Genomic DNA, 18,089 nt, shown 5'->3' with positions numbered 1-18,089 from the left:
CCCCCGCGCTCCGCGTTCAGTGCGCCTCCGCCCAGTTGTCGCCCCAGCCCGCATCCACCACCAGCGGCACGGAAAGCTCGACGGCAGGAAGCGCCGCGCCCTCCATCACGGCACGAACGCGCCCGATCAGTTCCTCCACGGCGCGATCCTCCACCTCGAACACCAGTTCGTCATGCACCTGCAGAAGCATCTTCGCGGGCAGATCGGCGATGGTCTGCGGCACGCGGATCATGGCGCGGCGGATCACATCGGCGGCGGTGCCCTGAATGGGCGCGTTGATCGCCGCGCGGCGGGCGAAACCTGCCGTCGGCCCCTTGGCGTTGATCTCCGGCGTGTGGATCTTGCGGCCGAAGAGCGTGCGGACGAATCCGTGCTTCTTCGCGAATTCGATCGTGCCGTTCATATACCCCCGGATGCCGGGAAACCGCTCGAAATAAGTGTCGATGAAGCGCTGCGCCTGATCGCGCGGGATGCGCAGGTTCCGGGCGAGGCCGAATCCCGAAATCCCGTAGATCACCCCGAAGTTGATGGCCTTCGCCTGCCGCCGAACCATCGGGTCCATGCCTTCGATCGGCACCCCGAACATTTCGGAGGCGGTCATCGCGTGGATGTCCAGCCCTTCGTCGAAGGCGCTGCGCAGTTCCGGGATCTCCGCCACGTGGGCAAGAATGCGAAGCTCGATCTGGCTGTAGTCGAGGGAGACGAGCTTGCAGCCCGGCTGGGCCACGAAGGCCTCGCGGATGCGCCGCCCCTCCTCCGTCCGCACGGGGATGTTCTGAAGGTTCGGATCGGTGGAGGCGAGCCGCCCGGTGTTCGCCCCGGCGATGGAATAGCTGGTGTGCACACGGCCCGTCTCCGGGTGGATATGGGTCTGAAGCGCGTCCGTATAGGTTGATTTCAGCTTGGAGAGCTGGCGCCAGTCCAGCACCCGGGCGGGCAGGTCATGGCCTTCCGCGGCCAGATCCTCAAGGATGTCCGCCCCCGTTCCATAAGCGCCGTTCTTGCCCTTGGAACCGCCCGCAAGGCTCATGCGCTCGAACAGGATCTCGCCGAGTTGCTTCGGAGACCCGACGTTGAACGGCTCCCCCGCAAGTTCATGGATCTCCGCTTCCAGCCCCGCCATCTTCTGCGCGAAAGCGTTGGACATGCGGGAGAGCGCGTCGCGGTTGACGAGGATCCCCGCCATTTCCATCCCCGCCAGGACCGGGACGAGCGGGCGCTCCAGCGTCTCATAGACCGTGGTCACCCGCGCCCTGTGCAACTGCGGCTTGAACCGCCGCCAGAGCCGGAAGGTGACATCCGCATCCTCGGCGGCATATTTCACCGCCTCCGCGACCGGCACGCGGTCAAAGGTGATCTGACTCTTGCCCGAACCGATCAGCGACTTGATCGGGATGCACTGGTGCTGAAGATAGGTGTCCGCCAGCACATCCATGCCGTGATTGTGCAACCCGGAATTCATCGCGTAGGACATCAGCATCGTGTCGTCGATGGGGGCGACATCGATGCCGTAGCGGCGCAGGATCTTCAGGTCGTATTTCACGTTCTGGCCGATCTTGAGGATCGCGGCATCCTCCAGCACGGGCCGGAGCGCATCGATCACCATGTCCAGCGGCAGTTGCCCCTCCGCCAGATCGGAACCGCCGAACAGGTCGCCCTCCCCCACCCGGTGCGACAGCGGGATATAGGCCGCGCGGCCCGGCGCGGTGGCCAGCGATATACCGACCAGATCGGCCCGCATCTCGTCAAGCGAGGTGGTTTCCGTGTCGAAGGCCACAAGCCCCGTGTCGCGAATCTCGGCGATCCACGCCTCCAGCGTGTCCATGTCCCGGATCCATGTGTAATCCGCGGGCGTGAAGGGCGGCTCCTCCATCGCCTCCGCCGGCTCCTCATCGGCGGGCGGCACATCGGAGACCGCGGGCGGCAGGATGCCCTTCCGGTCGGCAATGCGCTTCGTCAGCGTGCGAAGCTCCATGCGGGCGAGGAAGTCCATCAGAATCTCCGCCTCCGGCTCCTGCACTTCCAGCGTCGCCAGATCGCAGTCGAGCGGCATGTCGCAATGCAGCTCCACCAGCCTGCGGGAGATGCGGATCTGCTCCGCGTTGTTCAACAGCGTCTCGCGCCGCTTCGGCTGCTTGATCTCGCCCGCCCGCTCCAGCAGCGTCTCCACATCGCCATATTCCTGGATGAGCATCGCCGCGGTCTTGATGCCGATGCCGGGCGCGCCGGGGATGTTGTCCACCGAGTCGCCCGCCAGCGCCTGCACATCCACCACCTTGGCGGGCGGCACGCCGAATTTCTCCTCGACCTCCTCGGGGCCGATGCGGCGGTTCTTCATCGCGTCGAGCATCTCCACCCCGTCGCCGACGAGCTGCATCAGATCCTTGTCGGAGGAGATGATGGTGACCCGTCCGCCCGCATCGCGCGCCCGGCAGGCCAGCGTGGCGATGATGTCGTCGGCCTCGTATTCCTCGATCTCGATGCAGGGAATGCCAAAGGCGCGGACCGCTTCGCGGGTGAGCGGGAACTGCGGGCGCAGATCCTCCGGGAGCTCCGGGCGGTTCGCCTTGTAGAGCGGGTAGATGTCGTTGCGGAAGGTCTTGGAGGAATAGTCGAAGATCACCGCCAGGTGGGTTGCCGCATCGGCGGAGCTGCTGTTGCCGTCCACATATTTGAACAGCATGTTGCAGAAGCCCGCGACCGCACCGATCGGCAGGCCGTCCGACTTCCGGGTCAGCGGCGGCAGGGCATGATAGGCGCGGAAGATGAAGGCGGAGCCGTCGATCAGGTGCAGGTGATGCCCCTTGCCGAAGGGCATCGCCCCCGTGCCGCCTGCCGTATCGTCCTTCGCCATATCCGCCTCCATCGCCGTCAGGCCGTCCTTTTACTCCGGCGGGCGGCGGGATGCGAGGGCCGGCGGAACCAGCGTCGTGCCTTCCGGGCCGGTCAGTGCGCGTCGGGCACCGCGTTCGGGTCGAGCACGAAGCGCTTGTCGCAGTAGCCGCATTCGACCCAGCCCGGCTCCTCCGGGATCGTCAGCCATACCCGCGGATGGCCGAGCGCGCCTTCGCCACCGTCGCAGGCGATGCGGCGGGAATGGACGATTTCCGTTTCGGGGGCTTCGATGGTCATGCCTTGGCTCCGCTCGTGGCTCAAACTGGTCGGCTCAGCAGCTGCTGCTTATCTGCCTCACCCCCGCCCAGCAAGGGGGGCACCGCAGGGTTGCGGTTCAGGATAGCCGCGCATCCCGCCTGCGGGCAAGCGGCGCACCTCTTGCGCCACGTCGCTTGCCGGGGTGCTCGGACCTCTTTCCGCAGGGCCGGCGCATCAGGGACGACGGCCTGCCTCCCGCGACAATGGCTGCCCTGCCCGGTCGATCCGAAGCTGGTAGCAGTTATTGCGCGCCGAACGCACGTGCAGATAGGCCACCGCCGCGTCTGAGAGAAGCTCTGCCGCCCGCTGGGTCAGGCCGGACGTGGCGACGACCTGCCCCGTCCCGTAAACGATGCGATGATCGGCGCTGTAGCCGCGCAGGATATAATCGGGGGAGGAGAGGATATCCGGCAGCGCCCCGCTGTCGGGCGCCCGCTCGCAAGCGGCACAAAGGAAGATCGGCCCGGTTTCCGCATAGGGTTGCAGCGCCGGAAACGGCCGCCATGCGAGCGTGAGGTAGTCGCGCCCCACCGGAATGTGGCGCAGGCAGTGGCGGCAGGGAAGCGAGCCTTCCGCCGCGCGGCGAAGCTCGGGCGGCAGGTCGTAGGCATCCCGCCCGCCCTCGCGCAGGCGAGCGACTTCAGGGCCGGGAAGCGCGGAAAACAGGACCATGGCAGGCTCCTTTTTCCGCACCATCGCCTGTCGGGGCACAGACCCGCCACCCGGATCCTGCGCAAAGGACCGCCCGGCCCCGAGGCCGCACAGACCTCAACGCGCCGCCGCCCCGCCGGCGGGTTCAGTCCCGGGGCAGCATCCGGCCCAGTTGTCGCCCGCCCAGAATATGCACGTGGAGATGGGGCACTTCCTGATGGCCATGCACGCCAGCGTTGGTGATCGCGCGAAAGCCCATGCCGCCGTCCTTCGTCTCGACCTTCGTCATCTCGCAGACCTTGCCGATGGTGCGGTTGAAATCGAGGATCTCCGCATCGGAAGCTTCCTGCGTGAAATGATCGAGGCTCGCGTACGGCCCTTTCGGGATCACCAGCACATGCACCGGAGCCTGCGGCTGGATATCCGCGAAGGCGAGCGTGTGTTCGGTTTCGAGCACCGTCTTGTTCGGGATTTCTCCCCGAAGGATCTTCGCAAAGATGTTCTGGTCGTCGTAAGCGTAGCCCACTGCCGTCTCCTGCCCTGGTGTCGCGACTCGCCGTCTGCCTAGCATGGCCCGCGCGGGGAAGTCAGCCCGGTCGATCGAACTGATGGGAGTCGCATGGCGATCCCTCCGCTGGAGCAGACGCACGGATGTTCGGCGCGCGCTCGACACCGGGGGTCGCGGGGGGCGTCCCCCGCGCCGCCGAAGCTGCGCGCCGATCAGGCAGAGGCGGACCCGTGCCCCGGGGTCACAGCCATCCGGCCACAATCCGAAGCGAGAACATCCGGGCCTGCGTGATCGCCCGGAGCCGCGCAGCTCCGCGACATGGCCCATGGCGGTGCCTTGATCCGGCCGAAATTCCTGCCCGGGGCGCGGGTCATCCGGCAACCGAACGGCTCGCATATGGTCCGCTCGCAGACATGTCAGCCGCTCACGAGGTGCCTTCCGGCAAAAGCCCCGGAGTCGCCCGGTTGCGGCCCTGCCGGACAGGCGCGCTTGCGTGCAGGGCGCATCGGGCGCTACATCTGACCGCGCATCTGACGGAGCCCCTATGTCCCTCCCCCTGAACCCCCGCATGGCCGCCACCTTCCCTCCCCCGGTGATGGAGGCCCGGCGCTGGCTCTTCGGCGTGGAGTTCCCGCCGGACCGTCCGCTCATCAACGTGAGCCAGGCAGCCCCGGTGGAGCCTCCGCCGGAACCGCTCCGCCGCGCCATCGCAGAGGCCTCGCTGAACGACCCCGCAGCCCATCTCTACGGCCCCGTGCTCGGCATGCCGGAGTTGCGCGAGGAGATCGCGACGCAATGGTCCGCCGCCTATGGCGGAGAGATCCGGCCCGCGCAGGTCGCCATCACGCAGGGCTGCAATCAGGCATTCACCGCCATCATGTCCACGCTCGCGGGCGAAGGGGACGAGGTAATCCTGCCGACACCGTGGTATTTCAACCACAAGATGTGGCTCGACATGCAGGGCGTCGCTGCCGTGCCGCTCGCGACCGGCCCGGGGCTGATCCCGGAAGCCGAAGCCGCGGCGCGGCTCATCACCCCCCGGACGCGCGCCATCGTGCTCGTCTCGCCCAACAATCCGGGCGGGGCGGAATATCCGCCCGAAACTGTCCGCGCCTTCTTCGAGCTTGCCCGGGCGCGGGGCATCGCGCTGGTGCTGGACGAGACCTACCGGGATTTCGACGCCCGCTCCAGCGCGCCGCACGACCTGTTCGCCGATCCCGACTGGCACGACACGCTCATCCACCTCTACTCCTTCTCCAAGGCATACCGCCTGACCGGCCACCGCGTCGGCGCCATCGTCGCGTCGGAGCGGCAGTTGGCGGAGGCGGAGAAGTTTCTCGACACCGTGGCGATCTGCGCGGGCCAGCTCGGGCAGCGCGGCGCGCTCTGGGGCATGCGGAACCTCGCACAATGGGTTGCGGGCGAACGGGCGGAGATCCTCGACCGTCGCGCTGCCATCGTGGAAGGCTTCCCCCGGCTGGAGGGATGGAAGCTTCTCGGCTGCGGCGCCTATTTCGCCTATGTGGAGCATCCCTTCACCCTGCCCTCCGATCAGGCGGCCCAGCGGCTGGTGCGGGAGGCGGGCGTATTGCTGCTGCCGGGCACGATGTTCATGCCCGAAGGCGATGCCTCCGGCGCACGCGCCTTCCGCATCGCCTTCGCCAATATCGACCGCGCGGGTATCGGCGAGTTGTTCGGACGGTTGTCGCAGGTTGCCATGTGATGCTTGCCCGGCCCCGTTCCGTGCCGTAGGAAGCCCCGGACCAGCAGAGGGATCCGCGCATGGCCAAGTTTCGGAGCAAGGGGGCAAACGTCACCATCTGGGTGCTGATGGGGCTGCTCATCTTCGGTCTGGGCGGGTTCGGCGTCACCAATTTCGGCGGCGGGGCGACGGCTGTCGCCACGGTGAACGGGCGTGACGTGACCGCCAACGACTATGCCCGCGCGCTGGAGCAGCAACTCCGCACCTTCTCCGCCCAGTCGGGCCGGGCGCTCACCCTGCGGGACGCGCAGGCCATGGGTCTGGACGCGGCAGTGCGCAACCAGCTCGTCGGGCGGGCGCTCATCGATGCGGAGCTGGAACGGATCGGCCTTTCCGCCGGAGATCAGGAAGTCCAGCGGCAGGTGCTCGCCATCTCCGCCTTCCATGGTCTGGACGGCAAGTTCGACCGCCGCGCCTATGCCGACGGTCTGCGCCGTGCCGGCTACACGGAGGCCGAGTTCGAGCGCACACTCCGCGACGACGCCGCCCGCGGTGTATTGCAGACGGCGATCGCCAGCGGCGTGGCCGAGCCGGGCACCTTTGCCGACACCCTCGTGCGTTATCTGGCGGAGACGCGCTCCGCCACGCATATCACGCTGACCGACGCGAACCTTTCCACGCCGGTGCCTGAGCCGGGAGAGGCCGAGCTCACCGCATGGTATGACGCGCACAAGGATCTCTACACGCTGCCCGAAGCGCGGCGCATCAGCTACGCTTGGGTAACGCCCGATACACTCGCCCCGACGGTCGAGGTGAGCGATGCCGCGCTGCGGAGCGCCTATGACCAGCGGCAGGAGGAGTTCGTCCAGCCCGAACGGCGGCTGGTCGAGCGCATGGTCTTCGGCTCAGACGCTGAGGCTCAGGATGCAAAGGCGCGCCTCGATGCCGGACAGATCACGCGGGACGGCCTGCTCGCGGAACGCCGCATCACGGCGGCGGACATCGACCTTGGCGATGTGGCGGAGGCCGAACTGGGCGCTGCGGGGGCCGAGGTGTTCGCGCTGTCGGCTCCCGGCGTGGTCGGACCGCTGCCCTCGGATTTCGGGCCGGCGCTCTACTGGATGAACGGCATCCTCGAAGCCCAGAACATCACCTTCGACGAGGCGCGGGACCAGCTTCGCGGCGAAGTCGCCGTGGAGGAGGCCCGCCGCCAGATCACGGCAGACACCCCGAAGTTCGACGACCTGATTGCCGGCGGCGCGACGGTGGAGGAGCTGTCCCGCGACACGATCATGGAGGAAGGGCGTATCGACTTCCGCCCCGATTCGGAGGACGGCCCCGCCGCCTATCCGGAGTTCCGTGACGCGGCCCGCACCGTGCAGAAGAACGACTTCCCCCGCCTGATCCAGCTTTCCGATGGCGGTCTCGCCGTGCTGCGGATGGATGAGATCCTGCCCCCGCAGGCGATCCCCTTTGCCGAAGTGCGGGATCGTGTGGCGGCAGACTGGCGTCACGATGCCGTTCAGAAGGCGTTGGAGGCGGAGGCCGCGACGCTGGAGAGCCGTCTCGCGGCTGGCGAGGCGATCACCGCGCTTGGCCACCCCGCCGCGAAGGTGGAGGCGCTCCGCCGCGACTCCGTGGTGGAGGGCACTCCCCCCGGCTTCACGGAGGCGGTCTTTGCCCTGCAACCGGGCGCCCGGCAGACGGTGAAGGGCGACGGGATGATCTCCCTTGTACAGCTCGACAGCGTGAATTCCCCGGATGCGAGCGATCCCGATGTGCTCGCCCTGCATGACGGTCTGGCCCAGCAGGGCGGACAGGCGCTGGCGCAGGACATGTTCGACTATTTCTCCACCGCATTGCACTCGGACGCGAAGATCAGCTTCAATCAGGCTGTCATCAATTCCGTGCATTCCCGCTTCCCGTGAGGCAGACGTGGCGCTTATCCCCTCCTTCGACGCTTTCGAGGCCGGCTGGAACGCCGGCCGCAACCAGCTCGTCTATACCCGGCTCGCCGCGGATCTGGACACGCCCGTCTCGTTGATGCTGAAGCTCGCCGAGGCGCGGGCCGACAGCTTCCTGCTGGAATCCGTGACTGGAGGAGAGGTCCGTGGCCGGTTCTCCGTCATCGGGATGAAGCCTGACCTGATCTGGGATTGCCGGGGAGAGGAAAGCCGCATCAACCGGCAGGCGCGCTTCGACCCGGCCGCCTTCGAGGATCTGCCCGGCTCCCCCCTGGAAACGCTGCGCACACTCATCGAGGAATCGCGGGTGGAGATGCCCGCCGACCTCCCCGCGATCGCCTGCGGCCTGTTCGGCTATCTTGGCTACGACATGATCCGGCTGGTGGAGAAACTCGGCACCCCCGGCCCCGACCCGATCGGCGCCCCGGATGCGGTGATGATCCGCCCCTCCGTCATTGCCGTTCTGGACGGGGTGAAGGGGGAGGTGACGCTCGTCTCGCCCGCATGGGTCTCCTCCGGGCTGAGCGCGCGGGCCGCCTATGCGCAGGCGGCGGAGCGGGTGATGGACGCGCTCCGCGACCTCGACCGCAGCGTGGAGGGTGACAACCGGGTATTGCACGAGACGGCCCCCGTGGGCGAACCCCGCTCCAACTTCACCAAGGAGGGCTACAAGGCCGCCGTGGAGAAGGCCAAGGAATACATCCGTGCGGGCGACATCTTTCAGGTGGTCCCGGCGCAGCGCTGGACGCAGGATTTCCGCCTGCCGCCCTTTGCGCTTTACCGGAGCCTGCGGCGCACCAACCCCTCGCCCTTCATGTTCTTCTTCAACTTCGGCGGTTTCCAGATCATCGGGGCCAGCCCGGAGATTCTCGTCCGTCTCCGGGATGGGGAGGTGACCGTCCGCCCCATCGCCGGCACCCGCCCCCGTGGTGCCACGCCGGAGGAGGACCGCGCGCTCGAAGCCGATCTGCTCGCCGACCCGAAGGAGCGGGCGGAGCATCTGATGCTGCTCGATCTTGGCCGGAACGACGTGGGCCGCGTGGCGCGGGTGGGCACCGTCCATCCGACGGAGAAATTCACCATCGAGCGCTACAGCCACGTCATGCACATCGTCTCCAACGTAGTGGGTCAGCTGGCGGAGGGTCAGGATGCGCTTTCCGCCCTTCTGGCGGGGCTGCCCGCAGGCACCGTCTCCGGCGCGCCGAAGGTGCGGGCGATGCAGATCATCGACGAGCTGGAGCCGGAGAAACGCGGCGTCTATGGCGGCGGTGTCGGCTATTTCTCCGCCAATGGCGAGATGGATATGTGCATCGCGCTCCGCACCGGGGTGCTGAAGGACCAGAAGCTCTATGTTCAGGCGGGGGGCGGCGTGGTCTTCGACAGCGACCCTGAGTCCGAATGGATGGAGACGGTGAACAAATCGCGCGCGCTCCGTCGCGCGGCGGAGGATGCGGGGCTGTTCGTGCGCCGCGGCAACGGCTGACACCGCGGTCGCGGGTGCGAAGACGACGGGTCGGCTGAAATCCTGCGGGATCACGCTGCTGCGGCGCACCTGCGGTGCTCCCGGATAACTGTCTCCCGCAGGGATGACTGCAGATGAGCGGGCCGGAGCGAGGGGGCCTCTCTTTCCGGCCATCCCGCGCTCATCGCATGATAGCGGGGGAACCCCCTCCCGGCGCAACTCGCCCCTGGCAGGCTGCTGAAAAAGTCGGGCATCTCCCCGCGCTCGCGTTGAAAGCCAGAACATCTGTGCGGTCACGCGCCAAAGCTGGCAGTTCCCGGGGGCGTTCCTCAACAATGCGGTGAAGATCTCCATTCCAGGGCAACCGCGGAATGCTTTTTGGCCTGTGTTGGAGCGGAAATCGTTCGCCATCTGACGAAATCCAGCCGGAAATCTATATATTTCCGGACGTTCCCGGGCCGATTTTCCGATTTCCGGCTCACAGGCGTGATATTTCGGGACTTTTTCAGCAGCCTGTTAGGGGTGGATCTCCTCCCCCCTTGGGTGTCTGCTGCGATGGATCAAGGAAAGGACATCCCATGCAGACCAGACCGCTCGGCCGGACCGGCATCGACATCGCGCCGCTCGTTTTCGGTGGCAACGTTTTCGGCTGGACCATCGACGAGGCGCAGAGCTTCCGCGTTCTCGATGCCTTCGTGGATCATGGTTTCAACGCCATCGACACAGCCGATGTCTATTCCCGCTGGGCCGAGGGCAATCAGGGCGGCGAATCGGAGACGATCGTCGGACGCTGGCTTCAGACCCGCCCCGGCCTGCGTGACAGGGTGAAGATCTTCACCAAGGTCGGCTCCGACATGGGAAAGCCGGGCCACAAGGGGCTTGGCGCGGCCTGGATCATGGAGGCCGTGGAGGATTCGCTCCGCCGGTTGCAGGTGGAGCGCATCGACCTCTACTTCTCCCACTTTCCCGATTCGACCCCGCATGAAGAGACGCTGGAGGCTTATTCCCGCCTGCTGAAAGCGGGCAAGATCGGCGCCATCGGCTGTTCCAACTTCGACGCAGGTCAGCTGCGGGCCGCGCTGGACGTGGCGGCGGCGGAAGGTCTGCCGCGTTACGGCGTGCTCCAGCCGGAGTACAACCTCTACGACCGGGAGAAGTTTGACGGCCCGCTCCGCGATCTGTGCATCGCGGAGGATATCGGCGTGGTCTGCTACTATGCGCTGGCCTCCGGTTTCCTCAGCGGCAAGTATCGCAGCGAGGCCGACCTTGGGCAGAGCGCGCGCGGCGGCAAGGCCAAGGCCTACCTGACGCCCAAGGGGCTGCGTATTCTCGACGCCCTTGACCGCGTGGCGGAGGCCCATGGCGCGCAGCCGGCGGAGGTCGCGCTCGCCTGGCTGATCGCCCGGAAAGGCGTCACCGCGCCCATAGCCTCCGCAACGCGTGAGGAACAGGTCACCAGCTTCGCCCGCGCGGTGATGATCGACCTGAAGCCAGAGGAAGTCGATCTGCTCACCCGCGCGGGGGAGTGAGCCTCGCATCCCTGCCGCTGCTGGCGCATGGCCGAGGCAGCGGCGGGTGGCGTGTTCACCTGAATGCGCAAGGCGCGCTTCCTGTTCGGGGAAGGGCCTGCAATCGTCAAGCCCGCAGGGGTTGCGGGTTGGCTGGCGGCCCGAGCGCGCCTATATCGCCAGAGCGGCGCCGATATCATTGAGTTCGCGCTCCGGCAGGCGAGAGAGCGCCTTGCGGATCGGAAGCGCGTCGTTGCAGCTTTCAGGGCGCTGAACGCCCGGAGTACAGGCGGGGGCGCGGCCAATGGCGACCCGCGCCGACGCATTCGGCGCGACGCCGGAGAACCGCATCGGGCGTATTGTGGGCATGTCTGATTTACGGGCGGCACATGGACCTGAGGCGGCGCAACCGCGCGCCAGCCTCGACCCGTTCCCCTTTAAAGCGGCTCACCCCTCGTGGCCTCCCCCGACATCTGTAACGGTCCGCAGGGTTCTTCCGCGGCAGCGCTGGCCGAGAGGGCTCGATGCCCCCGAGGCCAGCCCTCCCCTCACCGGTGGTGCGGGGCGGCCCGCCTCACCGGCGGCGTTGTGCCGGGATGGTCTTCCCGGGGGATTTGCCGTCCGGCGCCGGGAGGGTATCGGGACGCTTGCGCGACTTCTCCCCATCGACGACCTTCTGGGCAAGGTCGCGGGCGATGGCGAAAGCGCCCTTGATCTTGTCGCCCTCCTTCGACCAGTCGCGCAGGATGACCACCTTGTTGTCCTTGATCCGGGCGGTATTTCCCTCGGCATGCAGGAATTCCACCAGCCCGGCGGGATTAGCGAACTTGTCCTTGTGGAACTGCACCGTGCATCCCTTGGGCCCGCCGTCCAGCCGTGCGATTCCCGCACGCTTGCAGAGCGCCTTGATTCGCACGATGAGCAGGAGTGTATTCACCTCCTTCGGCAGCGGACCGAACCGGTCGATCAGCTCGGCTGCGAAGCCTTCCAGTTCCACCTTGGTCGTCAGCGTGGAGAGCCGCCGATAGAGGCCCAGCCGCACGTCGAGATCCGGCACATAGTCCTCCGGGATCAGCACGGGCACGCCAAGGTTGATCTGCGGCGACCAGTCTCCGTCGTCTGTCAGCCCGTCGATCTCGCCGGAGCGGAGCTTCTGGATCGTTTCCTCAAGCATGGACTGGTAGAGTTCATAGCCCACTTCCTTGATGTGGCCCGACTGCTCCTCTCCCAGCAGGTTGCCCGCGCCGCGCAGGTCCAGATCCTGGCTCGCCAGCGTGAAACCCGCGCCGAGGCTGTCCAGCGACCCGAGCAGCCGCAGCCGCTTCTGCGCGGCCGGCGTCAGCGGCGCGCGGGGTTTCGTCGTCAGGAAGCAATAGGCCCGCGTCTTGGAGCGGCCGACCCGTCCGCGGATCTGGTAAAGCTGGGCCAGCCCGAACATGTCCGCCCGATGCACGACCATTGTGTTCGCGGTGGGGATGTCCAACCCCGATTCAACGATGGTGGTGGCCAGCAGCACATCCGCCTTGCCGTCGTAGAAATCGTTCATCCGCTGGTCGAGATCGCCCGCCGCAAGCTGCCCGTGGGCGACGATATAATTCACCTCCGGCACGTGCTCCTTCAGGAACGTCTCCATATCCGGCAGGTCGGCGATGCGGGGAACCACGATGAAGGACTGCCCGCCGCGATAGCGTTCGCGCAGCAGCGCCTCCCGGATCGTCACCCCGTCGAACTCCGACACATAGGTGCGGATGGCCAGCCGGTCCACCGGCGGGGTGCCGATGATCGACAGGTCGCGCACCCCCGTGAGCGATAGTTGCAGCGTGCGCGGGATCGGCGTCGCGGTGAGCGTCAGGACGTGGACATCCGTCCGCATCTCCTTCAGCCGCTCCTTGTGGGAGACGCCGAAATGCTGCTCCTCGTCGATGACCATAAGGCCGAGGTTCTTGAACCGGACCCCCTTGGCAAGCAGCGCATGGGTGCCGACGACGATGTCGATCGTCCCGTCTGCCATCCCCTCCCGCGTTTTCGCCGCTTCCTTGGCGGGGACGAACCGCGACAGTTGCCGCACCGTTACGGGGAAGCCGCGGAAGCGGTCGGCGAAACTGCGGTAATGCTGACGGGCTAGCAGCGTGGTCGGGCAGATCACCGCGACCTGACCACCGCCCAGCACCGCGGCAAAGGCCCCGCGGATCGCCACCTCCGTCTTGCCGAAGCCCACATCGCCCACCACCAGCCGGTCCATCGGCACCCCGGCCTCCAGATCGTGCATCACATCGGCGATGGCGGAGAGCTGATCCTCCGTCTCCTGATAGGGGAAGCGCGCCTCGAAGCTTTCCCAGATGCCATGCGGCGGGTCATAGACGGGGGCGGAACGCAGGTGGCGCTCGGCGGCGATGCGCATGAGCTTTTCGGCGATCTGGCGGATGCGCTCCTTCAACTTCGCCTTCTTGGCCTGCCAGGCGCCGCCGCCCAGCTTGTCGAGCAAACCGTCCTCATGCCCGTAGCGGGAGAGGAGTTCGATGTTTTCCACCGGCAGGAACAGTCGGTCGCCGCCCGCATATTCGAGCGCGATGCATTCATGCGGCGCCCCCATCGCGGTGATGGTCTCCAGCCCGGTGTAGCGGCCCACGCCGTGCTCCACATGCACGACCAGATCGCCGGGCGAGAGCGACTGCGCCTCCGACAGGAAGTTCTCTGCCTTCCGCTTGCGCTTCGGGCGGCCCACCATGCGGTCGCCCAGCACGTCCTGTTCGGAGATGACGGTGAGACCCGGGGCTTCGAACCCCTGCGCCAGCGGCCAGACGGCAAGGAACAGCCCGCCCTTGCCCTCCGGCACGTCGCGGATGTCCTCCACATCGCGGGAGGCGGTCAGGCCCTGATCCTCCAGCAGCCCCTTCAGCCGCTCCCGCGGGCCTTCGGAGAAGGAGGCGATGATGACCTGACCGTCCTTGCGCCGCGCCCGCACGTGATCGGCCAGCGCGCCGAACAGGCTCACGCTTTCCTGTTGCCGTTCGGGGGCGAAGTTCCGGCCCACGCGCCCGCCCGCATCCACCACGCCCGGCCCCGGCGCCTGCGGCAGCGGCGAGAGCTGTACGACGCGGTGTCCCGCCACCGCCGCCTCCCATGCGGCATCGTCCAGATAGAGCAGGCCGGGCGGACAGGGCTTGTAGACCGAGTCCGTCCGCCCCTTCTGCACCATCGCCTCCCGACGGGCATCATAGGCGTCGTCCACCGCTTCCCACCGGGCGAGCCGCGTGGGCGTCGCCTGATCGTCGAGCATCACGCCCGCATCCGGCAGGTAGTCGAAGAGCGTTTCCAGCCGCTCGTGGAAGAACGGCAGCCAGTGTTCCATCCCCTGATGCCGCCGCCCGGCGCTCACTGCCTCATAAAGCGGATCGTCGGACCCGCCCGCACCGAATTCCAGCCGATAGTTCTGACGGAACCGGGTGATGGAGGCATCGTCCAGCACCACTTCCGACATGGGGGCAAGCGCGATCCGGTCGAGCTTGTCGGTGGTCCGCTGGGTCGCGGGGTCGAAGCGCCGCGCGCTTTCCAGAACGTCGCCGAAGAAATCGAGCCGGATCGGCCCGGTGTCCCCCGGTGGGAAGATGTCGACGATGCCGCCCCGCACCGCGAAATCCCCAGGCTCCGTCACCGTGGGACTTTGGGTGAACCCCATGCGGGCGAGGTAGGCCCGCAAGGCCATCTCATCCACCCGCTGCCCCACCTTGGCGCTGAAGGAGGCATCGCGCAGCAGATCGCGCATCGGCAACCGCTGCGTCGCCGCGTTGAGCGTGGTGAGCAGGACGAAGTTGCCCGGCACGCCCCGCGCCAGCGCCGCCAGCGTCGCCATGCGCGCCGCCGTCACCTCCGGGTTGGGGGAAACGCGGTCATAAGGCAGGCAGTCCCATGCGGGCAGGTCGAGCACCGGCAGACCGGGGGCGAAGAAGGCCAGCGCGCGGCGCATCTCTTCCATCCGCCGGCCGTCGCGGGCGACATGGATCACTGGACGGTTCTGCTTTTCGACTTCACGGGCGAGCAGGCGTGCGTCAAACCCCTCCGGCGCGCCGCCGAGGGTGACTGTCTGGCCTTTGGGGCGGGTCATGTCATCCATTTTCGGGTGAGGTAATCACGCATGCGGCTAAGTCAACTGCCAAGGGCCGAGACCGTCAGGTTCCGCCACATTCCCCAGAGCGCCGTGGCAAGAATGAACACGATCCCGAGGCACTGGACGCGGAAGCGCTGCCAGAACAAAGCAGAGCGGAGATTCTCCCCCGCCAGCCCGCGAGACAGGATTTGCTGCGCCGTCCAAAGGTCCAGCCCGCGCACCAGCGTCAGCGGCAGGATGAGCAGGAACAAGGCCTGCCCCAGCTCGATCCCGTAGCCCCAGCCCGCGATCAGCAGCGAGGAAAGCAGAAAGAACGCGGTCGCGACGGTCAGCAGCCCGAGGGCCGCATGGCGCCGCACAAGCCGCAGGGCGGAGAGCCGCGAGACTTCCTCCAGCTCCGCCATGCTGCCCGGCCGGTCGGCATGGGCGGCAGCGATGACATCCACCGGCACCCCGGCCACCCGCTGCCCGAGGAGAAACCACATCACGGCGAGCATCACCCAGAACCACAGGCTGGAGAACGACCGGACGTCTATCAGTCCGGCCAGCATGGAATACCAGTTCAGCACGTCGCTTGGTCTCGCCTCTCGCCTGTTGCCGCACCGTATCGCTGCGTTGCCGCGAATCCTACCCTTGAGATGGACGGTTCTCCGTGGCAGGCAAGGCGCAGCCAGAAGGAGAGCCGTCATGCCAGCCACCCTCGCCGCCTATCCCGCCACGCGCCTGCGCCGGCTTCGCCGCTCCGCGCAGATCCGGTCTCTGGCGCAGGAGAATACGCTGGCGGTCGGCGACCTGATCTGGCCGATCTTTCTGCGCGACGGCTACGACGTGGCGGAGCCCATCGCCTCCATGCCGGGGGTGGAGAGGCTCTCCATCGACCGCGCCGTGCGGGCGGCGGAGGAGGCGGCAACGCTCGGCATCCCGGCGCTGTGCCTCTTTCCCTACACCGATGCCGATCGCCGCACGGAAACCTGCGAGGAAGCGTGGAGCGACGAGAACCTCGTCAACCGCGCGATCCGGGCGATCAAGGCGGAGGTGCCGGAAATCGCCATCATGACGGATATCGCGCTCGACCCCTACAATGCGAACGGGCACGATGGCTTCGTGAAGGACGGTATCATCGTCAACGACGAGACGGTCGAGGCGCTGGTGAAGATGGCGCTGGCGCAGGCGGATGCCGGGGCGGATATCCTCGGCCCTTCCGACATGATGGATGGCCGGATCGGGGCGATGCGGGCGGCGCTGGAGACCGCGGGCCATCAGGACGTGGCGATCCTGTCCTATTCCGCGAAATACGCCTCGGCCTTCTACGGCCCGTTCCGCGATGCGGTGGGCGCCTCGGGGCGGCTGGTGGGCGACAAGAAGACCTACCAGATGAACCCCGCCAATGCGGAGGAGGCCCTCCGCCTTGTCGAACGCGACCTGGCGGAGGGCGCGGACATGGTGATGGTGAAGCCGGGGATGCCCTATCTCGACATCTGCCGCCGCGTCCGCGACCGTTTCGGCGTGCCGACCTTCGCCTATCAGGTGTCGGGCGAATACGCGATGCTGGAGGGCGCGATCCGCAACGGCTGGCTGGACGGCGACAAGGTGGTGGTGGAGAGCCTGATGGCCTTCAAGCGCGCGGGTTGCCACGGCATCCTGACCTATTTCGCCCCGCGCGTCGCGCGCCTGCTTGCGCCGAGCTTTTGACCGGGGAAGGGGCGCAACCGGGCGGCCCTGCCGCCTGACGGGGTTGTGATTCCTCCCGATCGCGGCCGATGCGGCGGCAGGGGTGACAAGCCCTGTCTCGCAGGATAGCCTTCCGGCCCAACCGGAGCGCCGCATTTGCGGCGGGCCGAGACAACCAACGCCGGTCAACGGTTCTCGAAAGGGGCAGCAGATGGTCCAGATTTCCCGCAGGGGCTTCTTCATCGCGACGGGCGGCGCGGCGCTTGGCCTCACGGCGGCCTGCGGGAACGGGGTGGGCACGGCCAATGCCCAACGCATCGATGCCCGCGTGGACGCGACACGCGACTTCCTGTTCAGCCGCTATCCCGGCACGGTCGATCTCGCCGCCAAGGCGCAGGGTGTGCTCTACATCCCCCTGATAACGGAGGCGGGCTTCGGCTTCGGCGGTGCCTACGGTCAGGGCGCGCTTCGCATCAACGACGTGACGGTGGACTACTACTCCGCCACCAAGGTGTCGGCCGGGTTGCAGATCGGCGCACAGCAATATGCCCACGCCCTGTTCTTCATGACGGAGCAGTCGCTCGGCCAGTTCCGCGCGGGAGAGGGCTGGGCCGCGGGCGCGGACCTCAAATACGCGGTTTTCGATCAGGGCGGCAACCTCGGCCTCGACACGACCACGGCGCTGGCGCCGGTCATCGCGCTGGTCTTCGGACAGGCGGGGCTGCTGGTCGGCGCGACCCTCGCGGGCACGAAATACACCCGCATCATCCCCTGACCCTTCGGATCTCTTGACGGCGACGGGGCGGCTCGGGCATCGGACAGGAGCCAGTCCCAACCCGGAGGCCCGTGAGGCATGGAAAAGCTTATCGAACGCGGTCTGTTCGCCAGCCGCTGGCTGATGGCGCCGATGTATATCGGTCTGGTCGGTGCCCTGCTGCTGCTCCTGTGGGGGTTCGTGAAGGAACTCATCCACCTGTTCTCGGATATCGGTCATATCACGCAGTATGACGTGATCCTCGGGACGCTGGCGCTGATAGACCTGACGCTGGCCGGGAACCTCGTCCTGATCGTGATCTTCTCGGGCTACGAGAACTTCGTCTCCAAGATGAACATGGACGGACATGAGGACCGCCCCGAATGGCAGGGGACGGTCGATTTCTCTGGCCTCAAGCTGAAGCTCATAGCCTCCATCGTGGCGATCTCCGGCATTCATCTGCTCAAGGTGTTCATGGATGTCACCTCGACCTCGCCCGAGCAGATCCGCTGGATGGTCATCATTCACCTTGTCTTCGTGATTTCCGGCGTTCTGCTGGCGCTGATGGACTGGATCACCGTAAAGGCCAAGCCGAAGAAGTGAAGGGG

14 protein-coding genes are annotated in these 18,089 nt (G+C 67.0%); 7 read left to right on the top strand and 7 right to left on the bottom strand.

Annotation, left to right across the window (positions count from 1 at the left end; genetic code table 11):
- Positions 1-16: 16 nt before the first annotated feature.
- The 4 genes from polA to RT513_RS03635 form a co-directional block, all read right to left on the bottom strand.
- Positions 17-2,818, bottom strand: a complete 2,802-nt coding sequence (polA, locus tag RT513_RS03650; RefSeq protein ID WP_290685020.1) for a DNA polymerase I — start codon at positions 2,816-2,818, stop codon at positions 17-19.
- 128 nt (positions 2,819-2,946) lie between these two features.
- Positions 2,947-3,132, bottom strand: a complete 186-nt coding sequence (locus tag RT513_RS03645; RefSeq protein WP_035708036.1) for a zinc-finger domain-containing protein — start codon at positions 3,130-3,132, stop codon at positions 2,947-2,949.
- 195 nt (positions 3,133-3,327) lie between these two features.
- Positions 3,328-3,825, bottom strand: a complete 498-nt coding sequence (locus RT513_RS03640; RefSeq protein ID WP_290684908.1) for a DUF1203 domain-containing protein — start codon at positions 3,823-3,825, stop codon at positions 3,328-3,330.
- 124 nt (positions 3,826-3,949) lie between these two features.
- Complete coding sequence (locus RT513_RS03635; RefSeq protein WP_088214246.1) at positions 3,950-4,330, bottom strand: HIT domain-containing protein; 381 nt, start codon at positions 4,328-4,330, stop codon at positions 3,950-3,952.
- Positions 4,331-4,856: 526 nt separating this feature from the next.
- On the opposite strand from RT513_RS03635, the gene RT513_RS03630 reads away from it, so the two are divergent.
- The 4 genes from RT513_RS03630 to RT513_RS03615 all read left to right on the top strand — a co-directional run bounded on the left by RT513_RS03630 (position 4,857) and on the right by RT513_RS03615 (position 10,969).
- Positions 4,857-6,035, top strand: coding sequence for an aminotransferase (locus tag RT513_RS03630; RefSeq protein WP_290684911.1), 1,179 nt, complete (start codon positions 4,857-4,859; stop codon positions 6,033-6,035).
- Between the two features lie 59 nt (positions 6,036-6,094).
- A complete protein-coding gene (locus tag RT513_RS03625) occupies positions 6,095-7,942 on the top strand; it encodes a SurA N-terminal domain-containing protein (RefSeq protein WP_088214244.1) in 1,848 nt (615 codons plus the stop codon).
- Between the two features lie 7 nt (positions 7,943-7,949).
- Entirely contained in the window at positions 7,950-9,461 is a 1,512-nt protein-coding gene (trpE, locus tag RT513_RS03620; RefSeq protein WP_088214243.1) for an anthranilate synthase component I, read from the top strand.
- A 557-nt stretch (positions 9,462-10,018) separates the two neighbouring features.
- Positions 10,019-10,969, top strand: coding sequence for an aldo/keto reductase (locus RT513_RS03615; protein ID WP_290684915.1), 951 nt, complete (start codon positions 10,019-10,021; stop codon positions 10,967-10,969).
- 150 nt (positions 10,970-11,119) lie between these two features.
- Here RT513_RS03615 and RT513_RS03610 read toward each other — a convergent pair whose 3' ends face one another.
- The 3 genes from RT513_RS03610 to RT513_RS03600 all read right to left on the bottom strand — a co-directional run bounded on the left by RT513_RS03610 (position 11,120) and on the right by RT513_RS03600 (position 15,625).
- Entirely contained in the window at positions 11,120-11,317 is a 198-nt protein-coding gene (locus tag RT513_RS03610) for a hypothetical protein (protein ID WP_290684917.1), read from the bottom strand.
- A 205-nt stretch (positions 11,318-11,522) separates the two neighbouring features.
- Positions 11,523-15,053, bottom strand: coding sequence for a transcription-repair coupling factor (gene mfd, locus RT513_RS03605; protein WP_290684919.1), 3,531 nt, complete (start codon positions 15,051-15,053; stop codon positions 11,523-11,525).
- 41 nt (positions 15,054-15,094) lie between these two features.
- Positions 15,095-15,625 carry a component of SufBCD complex gene (locus RT513_RS03600; RefSeq protein WP_290684921.1) on the bottom strand — a complete coding sequence of 177 codons (531 nt, stop codon included), beginning with the start codon at positions 15,623-15,625 and terminating at the stop codon, positions 15,095-15,097.
- A gap of 118 nt (positions 15,626-15,743) precedes the next feature.
- On the opposite strand from RT513_RS03600, the gene hemB reads away from it, so the two are divergent.
- The 3 genes from hemB (at position 15,744) to RT513_RS03585 (ending at position 18,084) form a co-directional block, all read left to right on the top strand.
- Positions 15,744-16,748, top strand: a complete 1,005-nt coding sequence (hemB, locus tag RT513_RS03595) for a porphobilinogen synthase (RefSeq protein ID WP_290684925.1) — start codon at positions 15,744-15,746, stop codon at positions 16,746-16,748.
- A 190-nt stretch (positions 16,749-16,938) separates the two neighbouring features.
- Positions 16,939-17,502, top strand: coding sequence for a YSC84-related protein (locus tag RT513_RS03590; protein WP_290684928.1), 564 nt, complete (start codon positions 16,939-16,941; stop codon positions 17,500-17,502).
- 78 nt (positions 17,503-17,580) lie between these two features.
- Entirely contained in the window at positions 17,581-18,084 is a 504-nt protein-coding gene (locus RT513_RS03585) for a TIGR00645 family protein (protein WP_088214237.1), read from the top strand.
- The last annotated feature ends 5 nt before the right edge of the window (positions 18,085-18,089 follow it).

The sequence above is a fragment of the Haematobacter sp. genome (assembly GCF_032102465.1).
In the GTDB taxonomy this organism is placed as follows: domain Bacteria; phylum Pseudomonadota; class Alphaproteobacteria; order Rhodobacterales; family Rhodobacteraceae; genus Haematobacter.
The sequence above is the reverse complement of the archived record's forward strand: the minus strand, read 5'-3'. Positions and strand labels throughout refer to the sequence as shown.